Raw genomic sequence first — 13750 nt, forward strand, 5'->3', positions numbered from 1 at the left:
GATAGCCTCGCAGGGTGAACGGCACATCTCGTCCCGGCCGCCGGCCGTCCCGCGCCGCCGCGCCCTGCCCCTGCGGACTGCCCGCCACGTATGACGAGTGTTGCGGCCGGTTCCACGCCGGACAGGCCGCGCCGTCGGCGGAGGCGCTCATGCGTTCGCGCTACGCCGCGTTCGCGGTCGAGGACGAGGCCTACCTGCTGCGGACGTGGCACCCCACCACCAGGCCGGCACGCGTCGACTTCGAGCGGGGCATGCGGTGGACCGGGCTGGAGATCGAGGACGTCTCCGGGGGGAGCCCCTTCCACACCACCGGCACCGTCACCTTCCGGGCCGCTTACACCCACCGCGGGCAGCCCGGTGAGCTGCGCGAGCAGAGCCGGTTCACCCGGCATGAGGGCGCCTGGGTCTACCTCGACGCCGTCGTCACGAGCTGACCGGGGGAGCCGTCGGTCCGGCGCCGGGTTCCGGGCTCATATGATCAGGAGCCGTACGCAGGTCACCCTGAGCACGAGGAGAACAGCGATGGCGGCCCGTATCGAGCACCTGGTCACCTCGGGCGTCTTTTCGCTCGACGGAGGCGACTGGGACGTCGACAACAACGTCTGGATCGTCGGCGACGACACCGAGGCGATCGTGATCGACGCCGCCCACGACGCGGACGCCATCGCCGAGGCGCTCGGCGGGCGGACCCTCCGGGCGATCGTGTGCACGCACGCGCACAACGATCACATCGACGCCGCTCCGGCGCTGGCCGACCGGACGGGCGCTCCCATCCTCCTGCACCCCGGCGACCTGCCGTTGTGGAAGCAGACCCACGCGGAGCGGCTGCCCGACGGCGAGCTGGCCGACGGACAGGTGTTGTCGGTGGCGGGCGTCGGCCTCACCGTGCTGCACACCCCCGGCCACGCTCCCGGCGCCGTCTGCCTGCACGCGCCCGACCTCGACGAGCACGGCACCGTCTTCACCGGAGACACCCTGTTCCAGGGGGGACCGGGCGCCACCGGCAGGTCGTTCTCCGACTTCCCCACGATCATCGACTCGATCCGTGACCGCCTCCTGAGCCTTCCGCCGCGGACGCGCGTGCGCACCGGTCATGGCGAGTCGACCACCATCGGCGCCGAGGCTCCCCACCTGGAGGAGTGGATCGCGCGCGGCCACTGAGGCGCCGCGCCGCCAAGGGATGATCACCTACGGGATGACACGCTCCTTCGCCGCCGTCGGGTCCACGCGGCCGGAGGCCCGCCGCTGGGTGCATCGACCTGTTTCGGTTCTCACGGAATGTGAGCGACTTTCCGTGAGAACCGGAAACCGGGGCCGTCCCGGAGAACGTCTCGAAGAGGCTCGTGCGGGGAACGCCTGCGGTTCGTGATGGGTTGGACGCCTACGGCCAGAGCCGGTGACGGACCCAGCCTCCGCCGGTGCGCTCGTACCGCAGCCGGGTGTGACGACGCCGCTCGTCCGCCTGCCAGAACTCGACCTCCGCCGCGGCCAGGGCGTAGAGCGTCCAGTCGGCGGCGACCAGGTCCGGTTCGGCGGCGAGCCGGTCCGAAGCCGCCCGCAGAGCCGTCTCCGCCTCGGCGGGGTCGTCGAGAACCTGCGACTGCCGGCTGCTGAGCGCTTCGGCCCGTGCGCCGGGCGAGCGCGCGAGGAAGTCGGCCGCACTTCGCTCGGCTCCGGTCGGCGTGACGGCTCCGCGGACGCGGATCTGGCGGCCATGCTGCGGCCAGTAGAACGTCAGCGCCGCATGCGGGTTGGCCTCCAGTTCGTGTCCCTTCCTGCTGGACGCGCTGGACGCGAAGTACCAGGTTCCTGACCCGTCGACGTCCTTGCAGATCAGCACGCGCGCGGACGGCCGTCCGTCCGCGTCGGCCGTGGACAGCGTCATCGCGTGCGGCTCGGGCACCCCGCCCTCGATCGCCGAGGTCAGCCACTCGACGAACAACGAGACCGGATCGTCCGGCGCGGTCTCAGGACGGAACTCCGGCAGGCCGAAGGCGAAGACCGGCAGCGAACGCAGCAGGCGCCTGACGTCGCTTCGCTCTGCCGGACTCTCCTGAGACATGAGGTAGTCCCCTTTCTGACCGCCGCGAGGCTGATCGTCGTGATTCCGCCCGTCGCGGCCGTTCGCCGTCGTCGTGGCTCTGTCCACCGTGCCCGTCGTGGCTCTACCGCCGGGCCGGGCCGGCGGGCGCCTCCGCTGATTCTCCGCCCCCGTCCGGGTTTCCTCTCGGCCAGGGGTGACGGGTCCCGTACTCGTAGGGCTGGGTATCGTCGCCGACTGTCGAAGACACGTCGTCCGAACGGAGGGTTGGCCACATGGCCGGGACCCCGACCAATGCTGGGCAGCCGTCGCTGGAACGTCGCCTGGGCCTGACCGATGCCGTGGTGATCGGCCTTGGCGCGATGATCGGCGCCGGGATCTTCGCCGCCCTCGCGCCTGCGGCGCACGTGGCCGGATCCGGGTTGCTGCTCGGCCTCGCGCTCGCGGCCGTGGTGGCCTACTGCAACGCGACCTCCTCCGCCCGGCTGGCCGCCCGCTACCCCGCTTCCGGCGGCACCTACGTCTACGGACGTGAACGGCTCGGCGACTTCTGGGGCTACCTGGCCGGGTGGGCCTTCGTGGTGGGGAAGACCGCCTCCTGTGCCGCCATGGCGCTCACCGTCGGTTCGTACGTGTGGCCGGGCCAGGCCCACGCGATCGCGGTGGCCGCGGTGGTGGCGCTGACCGCGGTCAACTACGCCGGGGTGCGGAAGTCCGCGTGGCTCACCCGCGTGATCGTCGCCGTGGTCCTGGCCGTGCTCGTCTCGGTGGTGGCCGCCTGTCTCACGTCCGGCGAGGCGGACACCGCGCGCCTGGCCATCGGTTCGGACGCCGGCTTCGGCGGCGTGCTGCAGGCGGCGGGCCTGCTGTTCTTCGCCTTCGCCGGATACGCCCGCATCGCCACCCTCGGCGAGGAGGTCCGCGACCCGGCCCGCACCATTCCGCTGGCCGTCCCGCTCGCCCTGGGCATCACCCTGGCCGTCTACGCGGCGGTCGCAGTGGCGGCACTCGCCGTACTGGGCGGAACCGGGCTGAGCGAGACGGCCGCACCGCTCGCCGACGCGGTCCGCGCCGCCGGGCTGCCAGGCCTGGCGCCGGTGGTGCGCTTCGGCGCGGCGGTCGCCGCGCTCGGTTCACTTCTGGCGCTCATCCTCGGGGTCTCACGCACGACCCTGGCCATGGCCCGCGACCGTCACCTGCCGGGCGTACTGGCCGCCGTCCATCCGCGGTTCAAGGTGCCGCATCGCGCCGAACTCGCCGTCGGGTGCGTCGTCGCCATGCTCGCGGCGACGGTGGACGTTCGCGGCGCGATCGGCTTCTCCTCCTTCGGGGTGCTGGTCTACTACGCCGTCGCCAACGCCGCCGCGTGGACCCTCGCCCCGGCCGAGGGCAGGCCGCCCCGGATCGTGCCCCTGCTCGGTGCGGCGGGTTGCCTCGTGCTGGCCTTCGCTCTGCCGGTCTCGTCGGTGGTGGCCGGAGTCGCGGTTCTGGCCGTGGGCGCCGCGGCGTACGGGGTGCGCCGGGCGGTCGCCGCACGCCGGGCGTCGTGATCAGGCACAGGTGTCACCACGACCTGCGACTCGCCGATTCTTGCTCAAACCAGGTGTTGTCCGACGAGAGTCGTACATGTCTGCTTTCATGCTGTCCTGAGATCAACGGCACCATCAGGAGGGGTGACATATGGCCGACGACCAGGCCACGCGGACGTTCGAGGAATTCGACGGCGACGACGACGGATACATCACCGAGGCGGAGTTCAAGCTCGCGATGAACGCCCGTGGTGACGAGGTCAGCGGCGACGACCTCGAGTCGATCTTCGCGCACACCGACGACGACCAGGACGGGCGGATCAACCTGGCGGAGTTCACGGAGGCGTGGAACGCCTGACGGCCGCCCTACGGCGGGCCGGGCGGGGGTTTCCGCCCGCCCGGCGGTCCGTGACGGATGCCCGTGGGTGTCACCCACGGGCATCCGCCGGGACGGACGGTCAGACGGTGCTGGTCTTGGGGTCGCTCATACCGGGCCTGCCGGTCTCCACGTGCCCGGCGATCCGGCGGACGAAGGTGGTGTCCGCGTCGGAGGTGACCTTGAGGTCGTACCAGCTGTAACTGCCGCTCAGCACCGCGGTGTGGACCACGGTGCCGTTGGGCGGCACCTGGTACGTCGCCGGGGAGGCGTTGCCGTACGCGTCGGTGACGGTGACCCGGCAGGACGCGCCGCCGCGATTGGTGAGCGTCAGCGTGACGTTCCCGCCGTCGTAGCCGACCGCGACCTCGGGAGCGGCGGGGTTGGTGCCCTTCGCCGGGATACGGCCGGTGAACGTGCGCAGGAAGCCGTTGGGCCCGAAGACCGACAGGTCGTAGGCTCCCGCGTTCTTCTTGGGCGGAGTCCAGGTGCCGGTCAGGGTCTTGCCCGCCTCGACGGTGTAGGTCCAGGGGCCGCCCAGCCCGTTGGCGGAGGTCACGTAGAACGTCGCGCCCGCCCCGCCCCGACTGGCGAAGTCGACCGCGAAGGTCCCGCCGGCGACGTCGGTCCTGCCGTCGGCCTTCAGGTCGTACGGCAGGGGCCGCGTCTGGCGCAGCCCGGCCTCCTGCCTGGGCAGGACGGGAGTGGCCGGAGGCGTGGGGACGTAGTCGGCGTGCCGCTTGTGGTCCGGGGGAGCGTAGCCGGTGGTGTCGGGAAGCGGCGTCTGGGTGGTGTCCGTCTGCGCGAAGTCGAAGGCGCTCGTGAGGTCGCCACTGATGGCGCGCCGCCAGGGAGAGATGTTCGGCTCGTGCACGCCGAACCGCTTCTCGATGAACTGGATGATCGAGGTGTGGTCGAAGGTCTGGGAGCAGGCCCAGCCGCCCTTGCTCCACGGCGACACGACGAACATCGGAACGCGCTGGCCCAGGCCGTACGGCCCGGCCACATAACTGCCCGCCTTCGTGTAGATCTCCTTGCTGACGTCCGCGGTCGACTGCCCCTGCGCGGCGGAGCTCGGCGCGTAGGGAGGCACGACGTGGTCGAAGAAGCCGTCGTTCTCGTCGTAAGTGATGAACAGGGCGGTCTTGCTCCACACGTCCGGGTTGGCGGTCAGCGCGGCGAGGACTCCGGCGATGTACCAGGCGCCGTAGTTCACCGGCCAGTTCGGGTGCTCGGTGTAGGCCTCGGGCGCGGCGATCCAGGAGACCTGCGGGAGCCTGCCGCCCAGGACGTCGGCCTTGAGGACGTCGAACAGGCCGCCGCCCGCCTTGATGTTGGTGCCCGTCCGGGCCTTGTCGTAGAGCGGGCTGCCCGGCTGGGCGTTGCGGTACTTGGTGAAGTACAGCAGCGAGTTGTCGCCGTAGTTGCCGATGTAGGGGTCGCTGGTCCACCCCCAGGACCCGGCGGCGTTCAGTCCGTCGCCGACGTCCTGGTAGATCTTCCAGGACACCCCGGCCTGCTCGAGCCGCTCGGGGTAGGTCGTCCAGCCGTAGCCGGCCTCGTCGTTGCCGAGCACCGGGCCCCCGCCTGTGCCGTCGTTGCCGGTGTACCCGGTCCACATGTAGTAGCGGTTGGGGTCCGTGGCTCCGATGAACGAGCAGTGGTAGGCGTCGCAGATGGTGAAGGCGTCGGCGAGCGCGTAGTGGAAGGGGATGTCGGCCCGCGTGAGATAGGCCATGGTCGTGGCCGTCTTGGCCGGGATCCACTGGTCGTATCTGCCCTGGTTCCAGGCCTTGTGGCCGCCGTTCCAGTCGTGGTTGAGGTCCTGCAGGAACTGCATGCCCATGTTGGAGGCGGTCGGGTGGAACGGCAGCACGTCCTTCGTGCCGTTGGACTGGTACCAGACCGGCTTGCCGCTGGGCAGCACGACCGGGCGCGGGTCGCCGAAGCCCCGCACGCCGCGGAGCGTGCCGAAGTAGTGGTCGAAGGAGCGGTTCTCCTGCATCAGGACGACGATGTGCTCGACGTCCTGCAGGGTCCCGGTGTTCACGGCGGGGGCGATGGAGGCGGCGCGGGCGATGGTCTGGGGGAGCAGCGAGAAGGCGGCGGTGCCGCCCGCGAGCTGGAGGAAACGTCGACGACCAATTCCGGTCATGGCAGGCCTGTCTCCTGTGAGGGGGTTGAGCGTTGACAGCTGGCCGCACCAATGGTCATCAGGCGATGACGAACACCTCGGGACAAGAACGGAACATCATTCGGAAGCCCGTCTGAACGGCTTCGCCGGCCCGCCGGAGGCCGCCCGGCACCAGCGCGCGGAGCGGGCACGACGTCGATCGTCCCGACCGGGATGATCGACGCCGATCCGCTCCTGCCACACTTGGAGGCCGGACGGCGGGGCGACGGAACGGTGGATACGGTGACCGACGACTTCATGACCGGACAGGGGGACGACTCCCGCGTGACCTTGCGGCCGATGACCGCCCACGACGAGGAGGAGTTCATCGAACTGGTCCGTGCCAGCGCGGAACTGCACCATCCGTGGATGTCCCTGCCCGCCACACCGGAGGAGTTCCAGACCTACCTGGGCCGGTACGACGATCCGCTGACCGCCGAAGGCCTGCTGGTGTGTGTTCGTGACACCGGGGCCATCGCGGGCGTCGTGTTCGTCAACAGCATCATCCGCGGGCGCTTCCAGTCGGCCTCCCTCGGCTACGCGGCCTTCGCCCCGTCCGCCGGCCGGGGATACATGTCCGAAGGCCTCGGCCTCGTGCTGCGCCACGCGTTCGAAGACCTGCGGCTCCACCGGCTGGAGGCCCAGATCCAGCCCGGCAACCACGCCTCCCTGAAGCTCGTGCAACGCCTCGGGTTCCGATACGAGGGGTGCTCGCCCGAGTTGCTGTTCATCGACGGCGCGTGGCGGGATCACGAACGGTGGGTCATCACCACGTCCATGATCGACGGTTTCGCCGGGGACCCACATCCGACTCTGCCCGTCCACTGACGGATCGGCCTGCGAGCCCTTCAGGGGCCGATGCGCCGCGGAGATAAATCGGTTTCCCGGGTCACCCTGGTTTCGGTACATTCGCCACGAATCACGCGTTGCCGATTTCGCAGCGCGCACCTTGGCGACGGAGGGGAGCCGGCCATGCGTCACCGCATCGCTGTCGTCATTCCCCAGTCTCGGTATGAGGTGATTCTGGTGTCTTCGTCAGTGACCGGTGCCGGCCGCGCGGCCGGCACCGGCTCCCACTGACGAACTTCTGACCCCTGTCCGCCCGGCCCCGAGCCGGCCGGGCATGTTTCGATGCGGCCGTGCCGTGCTCACGGGTGGCCGCATGGCCGGAATTCAGGCCGTTTTGTCAGGAATCGCGCCGTCCTGTTCGTATTTCCCCTGAAGGGCCACGGACCGTGCGCACCGACCTGCACCGTCATCTGACCGACCCGCTGACCGGCGTCCGCAATCTGGGCATCCTTGCCCACGTCGACGCGGGCAAGACCACCATCACCGAACGCGTCCTGTACGTGACCGGCGCCACCTACAAGCGCGGCGAGGTCCACGACGGGACGACCGTCACCGACTTCGACCCCCAGGAGCGCGATCGCGGCATCACCATCTTCGCCGCCGCAGTGAGCTGCGGGTGGGACGGCCACCGGATCAATCTGATCGACACCCCGGGTCACGTCGACTTCTCCGACGAGGTGGAGCGCTCGCTGCGGGTGCTCGACGGCGCCGTCGCGGTGTTCGACGCCGTCGCGGGAGTCGAGCCGCAGAGCGAATCGGTGTGGCGGCAGGCCGACAGGTACGGCGTGCCGAGGATCGCGTTCGTCAACAAGCTGGACCGCGCCGGAGCCGACCTCGACACGGCGGTCGAGTCGATCCGCGAGCGACTGGGCGCGGTTCCGCTGGTGGTCCAGCTGCCCATCGGGCGGGAGGAGGGGTTCACCGGTGTGGTGGATCTCCTGCGCATGCGGTCGCTGGTCTGGGCCGACGGCCGGGACACGTTCGCCGAGGGCCCGGTGCCCGACGCCCTGCGGGAGGAGGCGCACCGGCGCCGCCGGCTGCTCGAGGAAATGGTGGCCGAGCTCCATCCGGGCGCGCTGGAGGAGTTCTGCGCGGGACCGGCGATTTCCGCGCGGACTCTCACCGGCGCCCTGCGCGACCTCACCCTCACCGGGGAGGGCCTGGTGGTGCTGTGCGGCTCGGCCTATCGCGACCGCGGGATCGAGCCGCTGCTGGACGCCGTCGTCGACTATCTGCCCTCGCCGCTGGACGTGCCGGCCGTACGCGGTGTCCATGACGGCGCGGTGGTGGAGCGGGTCGCCGACCCGGCGGCGCCGTTCGCCGCGCTGGTCTTCAAGGTGAGTTCGACCGCCACCGGACGGCTGACCTACCTGCGCGTGTATTCGGGGACGGTAGAGAGAGGAGACACGGTGCTGGACGGCGGCGCGCGGCGTGCCGAGCGGATCGGCCGGATCCTGCGGGTGCAGGCCGACCGGCACACGGAGGTGGACCGGGCGGTGGCGGGGGACATCGTCGCCGTGGTCGGGCCGAAGGCCGCCCGCACCGGGGCCACCCTGTGCGCCCCCTCGGCGCCGCTGGTCTTCGAACCGCCGGCCGCGGCCGACCCCGTGGTGTCGGTGGCGGTCGAGGTCCGCAGGAGCACCGACGCCGACCGTTTCGCGTCGGCGCTGGCCCGGCTGGCGGAGGAGGATCCCTCGCTGGCGGTCCGGACCGACGCCGAGACGGGTCAGACGGTGTTGTCGGGGATGGGCGAGCTGCATCTCGAGGTAGCGGTGGAGAAGATCCGCCGCGCCCACGGGCTCGACGTCGCCGTCGGCAGGCCGCGGGCGGCCTACCGGGAGACGGTAGTCCGCGGGGTGTCCGGCCTGCTGTACAGGCACGTCAAGCAGGACGGAGGCGCCGGCCAGTTCGCCCACGTGGTCCTCGACGTGGCGCCGCTGGACAGCGCACCGGACGCAGGCGACGGCGCGGCGGAGTTCGTGTTCCGCTCGGCCGTCGTCGGCGGAAGGGTGCCGAAGGAGTACGTCCGGGCGGTGGAGGCCGGGTGCCGGGACGCCCTGGCCGACGGACCTCTCGGCGGGCACCCGGTGACGGGTCTCCTGGTCACGCTGACCGACGGGGCCACCCATCCCAAGGACTCCTCGGAGATGGCGTTCCGGACGGCCGGCCGGCTCGCGCTGCGGGAGGCCCTGCGGGCCGCCACGATGGCGCTGCTCGAACCGGTGGCCGAGGTCACGGTCACCGTGCCCGACGACGCCGTCGGCGGGGTGCTTGGCGACCTGTCGGCGCGGCGCGGCCACGTCTCGGGCTCGACCGTGCGGGCGGGCACGGTAGTGATCACCGCGACCGTGCCGCTCGCCGAACTGTTCGGTTACGCGACCCGGCTGCGCAGCCGGACCCACGGCAGGGGAACCTTCACCAGCCGGCCCGCCGGGTACGCCATGGTGCCCGGCGCGGTGTCCGACGGGACGGCGCGGAGGTAGAGGCGGAGGTAGAGCACGACGGTGGTCCCGCCCGTTCGCGGGCGGGACCACTCGACCGTCAGTGACGATCCACGATCACGCGAGGGCCGCGTCGCCGGCGGCCCGGGCGCGGCGTTCCCGCCACAGGGCCGCGCCGGTGACCACCGCGCCCACGCCCTCCCAGAGGCCCACGCCGATGAAGCTGCCCGGCGCCACGTCCGTCAGCACGAGCGTGGTGAAGACCGTGAAGGTGACCAGACGGAAGGGGACGGTCCACAGGAAGAAGGCACGGAAGTCCACGGCAGCCGCGAGGACGTAGTAGACGCCCATGTTCACCGACGCCATCGACGAGGCGGTCATGAAGACCCGCGTGTAGTCGCCCGACGCGCGCTGCCCCGGGTCGACGGCCACGAAGTCGAGCATGGCCAGTTGCACGTCGGGCGCCACCAGCCCGACCAGGCCGAGCACGAAGGCCATGGCGCCGAACACCGCCATGGTCCACCCCGAAAGGGATCGCGGGAGTCGCACCGACATCCTCCAGTGATCGATGGAGCACCAGTTGTGATCCCAGCATGATCGCCGGTCGTGCCTCTCATCGCCAGGAGATCGCCGGAATCCGGCGTCGCGGAAATCGGGCGGGACCGGCCAGGCGGAAAAGTTCGGCCACGGACCCGCGGGGGACGGCCTCCGCTAGCGTGTCGGGGAGTCCCACCGTCGACCGTGTACGCGAGAGGTGAAGCGATGAGCGGCCTGCACGACGTCCTGCGACGGCATGTCGATGAAGGATCGGCGCCGGGAGTGGTGGGCCTGGTGGCCCGCGGGGACCGAGTCGAGGTGGCGGCCGTCGGTCACGCCGACGCGGACGGCGGCTCCCCGATGGTCAGGGACTCGATCTTCCGCGTCGCCTCGATCACCAAGCCGATCATCGCCGCGGCGGTCATGATGCTGGTCGAGGACGGCCGGATCGCGCTGGACGACCCGGTCGGGCATTGGCTGCCGGAACTGGCCGCCCCTTCCGTCGTCCGCACGCCCAAGAGCACCGTCGACGACGTGGTCCCGGCGGTCAGGCCGATCACCGTGAGAGACCTGCTCACCTTCCGCGCCGGGTACGGCTTCCCGTCGGACTTCTCTCTCCCGGCGGTCGGGCTGCTGTTCAGCGAGCTGAAGCAAGGACCGCCGCAGCCGCAGCACGTCGCGGCCCCGGACGAGTGGATGGCGGCGCTGTCCCGCATTCCCCTGCTGTACCAGCCGGGTGACGCGTGGCTGTACAACACCTGTTCCGACATCCAGGGCGTGCTGATCGCCCGGGTCTCGGGACGGCCGTTGCCCGAGTTCCTGGCCGAGCGCCTGTTCGAGCCGCTCGGCATGGTCGACACCGGGTTCGAGGTGCCGGCAGCCAAGCTCGGCCGGTTCACCGGCTATTACCGGACCGATCCGGCGGGCGGTCTCGAACTGGTCGACGCCCCCGACGGACAGTGGAGCCGCCCGCCGCTGTTCCCCTCCGGCGCGGGCGGGCTGGTCTCGACCGCCGACGACTGGTACTCCTTCGCCCGGATGCTGCTCGCGGAGGGCTCCGCCGGCGGCCGGTCGTTGTTGTCACCCGCCTCGGTCCGGCAGATGACCGCCGACCACCTCACCGCGTCCCAGCGTGATGCCTCCGTGCTCTTCCTGGAAGGCCAGGGCTGGGGATTCGGCGGGTCGGTCGACATCGAGGAGATCGATCCCTGGAACACGCCAGGCCGTTACGGCTGGGTCGGCGGCACCGGGACGGCGGCGCACGTCATCCCGTCCACCGGCCAGGTCACCGTCCTGCTCAGCCAGCGGGAGGCGGCGGGACCGACCCCGCCCGCCCTGATGCGGGACTTCTGGCGGTACGCCGCCGGCTAGCGACCATCGGCGCGCTCCCGGAGCCAGTCCAGGGCCGCCGAGCCGGAGGTGAGCACCGAGATGTGCCCGTCGTCCGGACACAGGCGCAGCTCCGCCGCCGGGCAGTTCCGGGCCAGCCACTCCCCGTGGGAACTGGGCACGACCCGATCCTCGCCGCCGTGCAGAAGGAGGACCGGAGGGGTGATCCGCGCGGGGTCGAACCCCCAGGGGGCGACGTAGGCGAGGTCGTCGTCGATCAGCCCGCCGGGGCCGCCGTCCAGGGCCGGGCCCACCACATCGCCCAGCCAGGACCACGGGCCGGACAGTACGGCGTGATCCGCCGGGGTGAAGCTCTCCGGGTCCCACTCGGGGCCTGAAGCCTCGTACCGCTCCTTCGCCGCACGGCCCTCGGCGGCGGCGCGCAGGGACGCCGCGCCGGAGGCCCGCATTCCCGCGAACCAGTCGAGCCCCCGGGCACCGAACGGAGCGAGCCCGGCCACGCTGACCACGCCCAGGACGCGTTCCGGCAGCAGCGCGCCGCAGGCCAGGGCATGCGGGCCGCCACCCGAGTGGCCCATGACCGCGAACCGGTCGAGGCCGAGCGCATCGGCGACGGCGGAGACGCAGGCGGCCGCCGATGCCAGGTCCCGGCCGGGGAGGCGGCTCGACCCGCCGTATCCGGGCCGGTCGTAGGACACCCAGCGGATGCCGAGCCGGGCCGCGGCCGGGAACAGCGGCTCGGGAGGCGCGCCGATGTTCGGCGTGCCGTGGTGCCAGAAGACGGCGAGGGAGCCGTCCGCGTCGTCCGGGCCCGTGTCGTACACGTGCAGCGTGCGCCCGTCACCCAGTTCGAGATCCGTCTCCGTCGTCACCCGGCGAGCCTATTCCGAGGGGCTGGCCTGCGGCCGATGCCGGAGAGGAGGAGTCACGGTGAGTGATGGGACGGGTCCACTTTCACGACAGCCCCGAAGCCTGCTAGGCTTTGGATAGCTTGCATTGTGGTACCCATAGAACTCTATGTGCACCTACGGGGCGTGACCCGCAGGTGCACATCTGTTTGGCCGGTCATCTCCGGATGGGCTCATTGCGGCGACGTGGAATCCGTAAGGTGCGGATTCCGGCTCTGCCCCTCATCGAAGGAGATCAGATATGGCTACCGGAACCGTGAAGTGGTTCAACTCGGAAAAGGGCTTCGGCTTCATCGAGCAGGACGGCGGCGGCCCTGACGTCTTCGCCCACTACTCGAACATCGCCTCGTCGGGCTACCGCGAGCTCCAGGAAGGCCAGAAGGTGTCGTTCGACGTCACCCAGGGCCAGAAGGGCCCGCAGGCGGAGAACATCGTCCCCGCCTGACGAAGCCTCACAGGAAGGCCCGCGCCGCCGAGGCGCGGGCCTTTCGGCTTTCAACACGTCCGACGCACCGCTCAGCGGGACCTGCGGAGCGGATGCGTCCGGTCGAGCTCGATGTTGAGCCGCAGGACGTTGACGCGGGGCTCACCGATGAAGCCGAGCACCCGGCCCTCCTCGTTGGCCGTGATCGCCTTCAGCACCTCGCCTTCCGGGACGCCGCGCGCTCTGGCGACGCGCGGGGCCTGCAGCCGTGCGTACGCGGGGGAGATGTGTGGATCGAGGCCGCTGCCGCTCGCCGTCACCGCGTCCGCCGGCACGACGGGCGTGGCCGGGGCGCCGCCGCGGATCGGCACGATCTCACCCGTCCGGTAGTCGCCGCCGTGCCGGGCGCATTCGACCGGACGGCCGGCGTACGACGTGAGAAAGGGCCTGGCCACGACGCCGCACTGCTCGTTCACGCTGACGACGCGCGTCGGCCTCGACACGTGCCCGGTCCGGTCGCGGGGTCCGATGAGCGACAGGACCGCGCCCACGCCTCCCGGGGTGCAGAACGGCCGGGAACCGTCCACGCCCTCCAGCGCGCCCACCGCCCTGCTGCGGGCGCACACCTGCGTGAGCAGGCTGTCCCGGGCCTTGTGGCCGGCGATCTCCGCCGCCTTCCTGGCCGGGTTCTCCGGCAGCGTGTCGACGATGTCCTCCGGCCCCAGGTTGCCCGCGCCGGTCGCGGTGGGGTCGTAGCCGGCTCCGGCGTTCGACGGACGGCTCTGGAAATACTGCCTGAGCGGGTCGCCGCTTCTGTCGGTGAACGACTGGCCGATGATCTCGCTGCCGACCGTGCGGCCGCCGCTCGTGACCATCGAGCCCTGTGCCCGGTCGTGGAGGCCGGGGAGGAGCGCGACCCCCCAGAGGGCGATCGGATAGATCACTCCGGTCAGCACCGTGATGACGAGCAGCGCGCGGACCGCCGCCAGATGCCGCGCCAGCCAGCCGGGCGCGCGGGTCATGAGCGCCATCGGCGTCCGCCTTCGGCGTGATCCGGCGGGCTGAGGATCTCGCGAAGCCTCCTCATGACATCCCCGGAAGGAACTGAACCGGCAGGTCGAC

Annotated in this window: 13 protein-coding genes; 8 read left to right on the plus strand and 5 right to left on the minus strand. The window is 71.2% G+C overall.

Annotated features, from left to right (window positions below):
* Positions 1–14 precede the first annotated feature (14 nt).
* Together Pph01_RS31250 and Pph01_RS31255 are read left to right on the plus strand one after the other, a co-directional pair.
* On the plus strand, positions 15–434 hold the full coding sequence (locus Pph01_RS31250; RefSeq protein ID WP_239117148.1) for a YchJ family protein: 420 nt from the start codon (positions 15–17) through the stop codon (positions 432–434).
* Positions 435–522: 88 nt separating this feature from the next.
* The gene (locus tag Pph01_RS31255; protein ID WP_204076766.1) at positions 523–1161 is read left to right on the plus strand and encodes an MBL fold metallo-hydrolase; all 639 of its coding nucleotides are present in this window, start codon (positions 523–525) and stop codon (positions 1159–1161) included.
* A gap of 220 nt (positions 1162–1381) precedes the next feature.
* On the opposite strand, the gene Pph01_RS31260 is transcribed toward Pph01_RS31255, so the two are convergent.
* The gene (locus Pph01_RS31260) at positions 1382–2062 is read right to left on the minus strand and encodes a pyridoxine/pyridoxamine 5'-phosphate oxidase (protein WP_204076767.1); all 681 of its coding nucleotides are present in this window, start codon (positions 2060–2062) and stop codon (positions 1382–1384) included.
* A 254-nt stretch (positions 2063–2316) separates the two neighbouring features.
* Here Pph01_RS31260 and Pph01_RS31265 point away from each other — a divergent pair, with 254 nt between their 5' ends.
* Positions 2317–3591 (plus strand): APC family permease, encoded by a 1275-nt coding sequence (locus tag Pph01_RS31265; protein WP_204076768.1) that lies wholly within the window; start codon positions 2317–2319, stop codon positions 3589–3591.
* 130 nt (positions 3592–3721) lie between these two features.
* Positions 3722–3928 carry an EF-hand domain-containing protein gene (locus Pph01_RS31270; RefSeq protein WP_204076769.1) on the plus strand — a complete coding sequence of 69 codons (207 nt, stop codon included), beginning with the start codon at positions 3722–3724 and terminating at the stop codon, positions 3926–3928.
* Between the two features lie 100 nt (positions 3929–4028).
* On the opposite strand, the gene Pph01_RS31275 is transcribed toward Pph01_RS31270, so the two are convergent.
* The gene (locus tag Pph01_RS31275) at positions 4029–6101 is read right to left on the minus strand and encodes a phosphocholine-specific phospholipase C (RefSeq protein ID WP_204076770.1); all 2073 of its coding nucleotides are present in this window, start codon (positions 6099–6101) and stop codon (positions 4029–4031) included.
* A gap of 261 nt (positions 6102–6362) precedes the next feature.
* Between Pph01_RS31275 and Pph01_RS31280 the strand changes: the two genes are divergently transcribed.
* Both Pph01_RS31280 and fusA read left to right on the plus strand, forming a co-directional pair.
* On the plus strand, positions 6363–6947 hold the full coding sequence (locus tag Pph01_RS31280) for a GNAT family N-acetyltransferase (protein ID WP_239117149.1): 585 nt from the start codon (positions 6363–6365) through the stop codon (positions 6945–6947).
* A 407-nt stretch (positions 6948–7354) separates the two neighbouring features.
* Positions 7355–9451, plus strand: coding sequence for an elongation factor G (gene fusA, locus Pph01_RS31285; RefSeq protein WP_239117150.1), 2097 nt, complete (start codon positions 7355–7357; stop codon positions 9449–9451).
* A 75-nt stretch (positions 9452–9526) separates the two neighbouring features.
* Here the strand turns inward: fusA and Pph01_RS31290 are convergent, their stop codons facing one another.
* Positions 9527–9925: a hypothetical protein gene (locus Pph01_RS31290; RefSeq protein WP_204076771.1), complete on the minus strand. Its 399-nt coding sequence runs from the start codon at positions 9923–9925 to the stop codon at positions 9527–9529.
* Positions 9926–10171: 246 nt separating this feature from the next.
* Here Pph01_RS31290 and Pph01_RS31295 point away from each other — a divergent pair, with 246 nt between their 5' ends.
* Entirely contained in the window at positions 10172–11317 is a 1146-nt protein-coding gene (locus Pph01_RS31295; protein WP_204076772.1) for a serine hydrolase domain-containing protein, read from the plus strand.
* Here Pph01_RS31295 and Pph01_RS31300 read toward each other — a convergent pair.
* The gene (locus Pph01_RS31300) at positions 11314–12168 is read right to left on the minus strand and encodes an alpha/beta fold hydrolase (protein WP_204076773.1); all 855 of its coding nucleotides are present in this window, start codon (positions 12166–12168) and stop codon (positions 11314–11316) included. The genes Pph01_RS31295 and Pph01_RS31300 overlap by 4 nt on opposite strands.
* Positions 12169–12445: 277 nt before the next feature.
* Here Pph01_RS31300 and Pph01_RS31305 point away from each other — a divergent pair, with 277 nt between their 5' ends.
* Positions 12446–12649, plus strand: coding sequence for a cold-shock protein (locus Pph01_RS31305; RefSeq protein WP_203882851.1), 204 nt, complete (start codon positions 12446–12448; stop codon positions 12647–12649).
* 71 nt (positions 12650–12720) lie between these two features.
* Here Pph01_RS31305 and Pph01_RS31310 read toward each other — a convergent pair whose 3' ends face one another.
* Entirely contained in the window at positions 12721–13659 is a 939-nt protein-coding gene (locus tag Pph01_RS31310) for a potassium-transporting ATPase subunit C (protein WP_239117151.1), read from the minus strand.
* Positions 13660–13750: the final 91 nt, after the last annotated feature.

This window comes from Planotetraspora phitsanulokensis, assembly GCF_016863295.1.
GTDB classification, from domain to species: Bacteria; Actinomycetota; Actinomycetes; order Streptosporangiales; family Streptosporangiaceae; genus Planotetraspora; species Planotetraspora phitsanulokensis.

Excerpts from the sequence above, each read along its gene's own strand:
- Pph01_RS31255 (WP_204076766.1), top strand. The coding sequence starts at position 523 with ATGGCGGCCCGTATCGAGCACCTGGTCACCTCGGGCGTCTTTTCGCTC.
- Pph01_RS31260 (WP_204076767.1), bottom strand. The coding sequence starts at position 2,062 with ATGTCTCAGGAGAGTCCGGCAGAGCGAAGCGACGTCAGGCGCCTGCTG.
- Pph01_RS31265 (WP_204076768.1), top strand. The coding sequence starts at position 2,317 with ATGGCCGGGACCCCGACCAATGCTGGGCAGCCGTCGCTGGAACGTCGC.
- Pph01_RS31270 (WP_204076769.1), top strand. The coding sequence starts at position 3,722 with ATGGCCGACGACCAGGCCACGCGGACGTTCGAGGAATTCGACGGCGAC.
- Pph01_RS31275 (WP_204076770.1), bottom strand. The coding sequence starts at position 6,101 with ATGACCGGAATTGGTCGTCGACGTTTCCTCCAGCTCGCGGGCGGCACC.
- Pph01_RS31290 (WP_204076771.1), bottom strand. The coding sequence starts at position 9,925 with ATGGCGGTGTTCGGCGCCATGGCCTTCGTGCTCGGCCTGGTCGGGCTG.
- Pph01_RS31295 (WP_204076772.1), top strand. The coding sequence starts at position 10,172 with ATGAGCGGCCTGCACGACGTCCTGCGACGGCATGTCGATGAAGGATCG.
- Pph01_RS31305 (WP_203882851.1), top strand. The coding sequence starts at position 12,446 with ATGGCTACCGGAACCGTGAAGTGGTTCAACTCGGAAAAGGGCTTCGGC.
- Pph01_RS31310 (WP_239117151.1), bottom strand. The coding sequence starts at position 13,659 with ATGGCGCTCATGACCCGCGCGCCCGGCTGGCTGGCGCGGCATCTGGCG.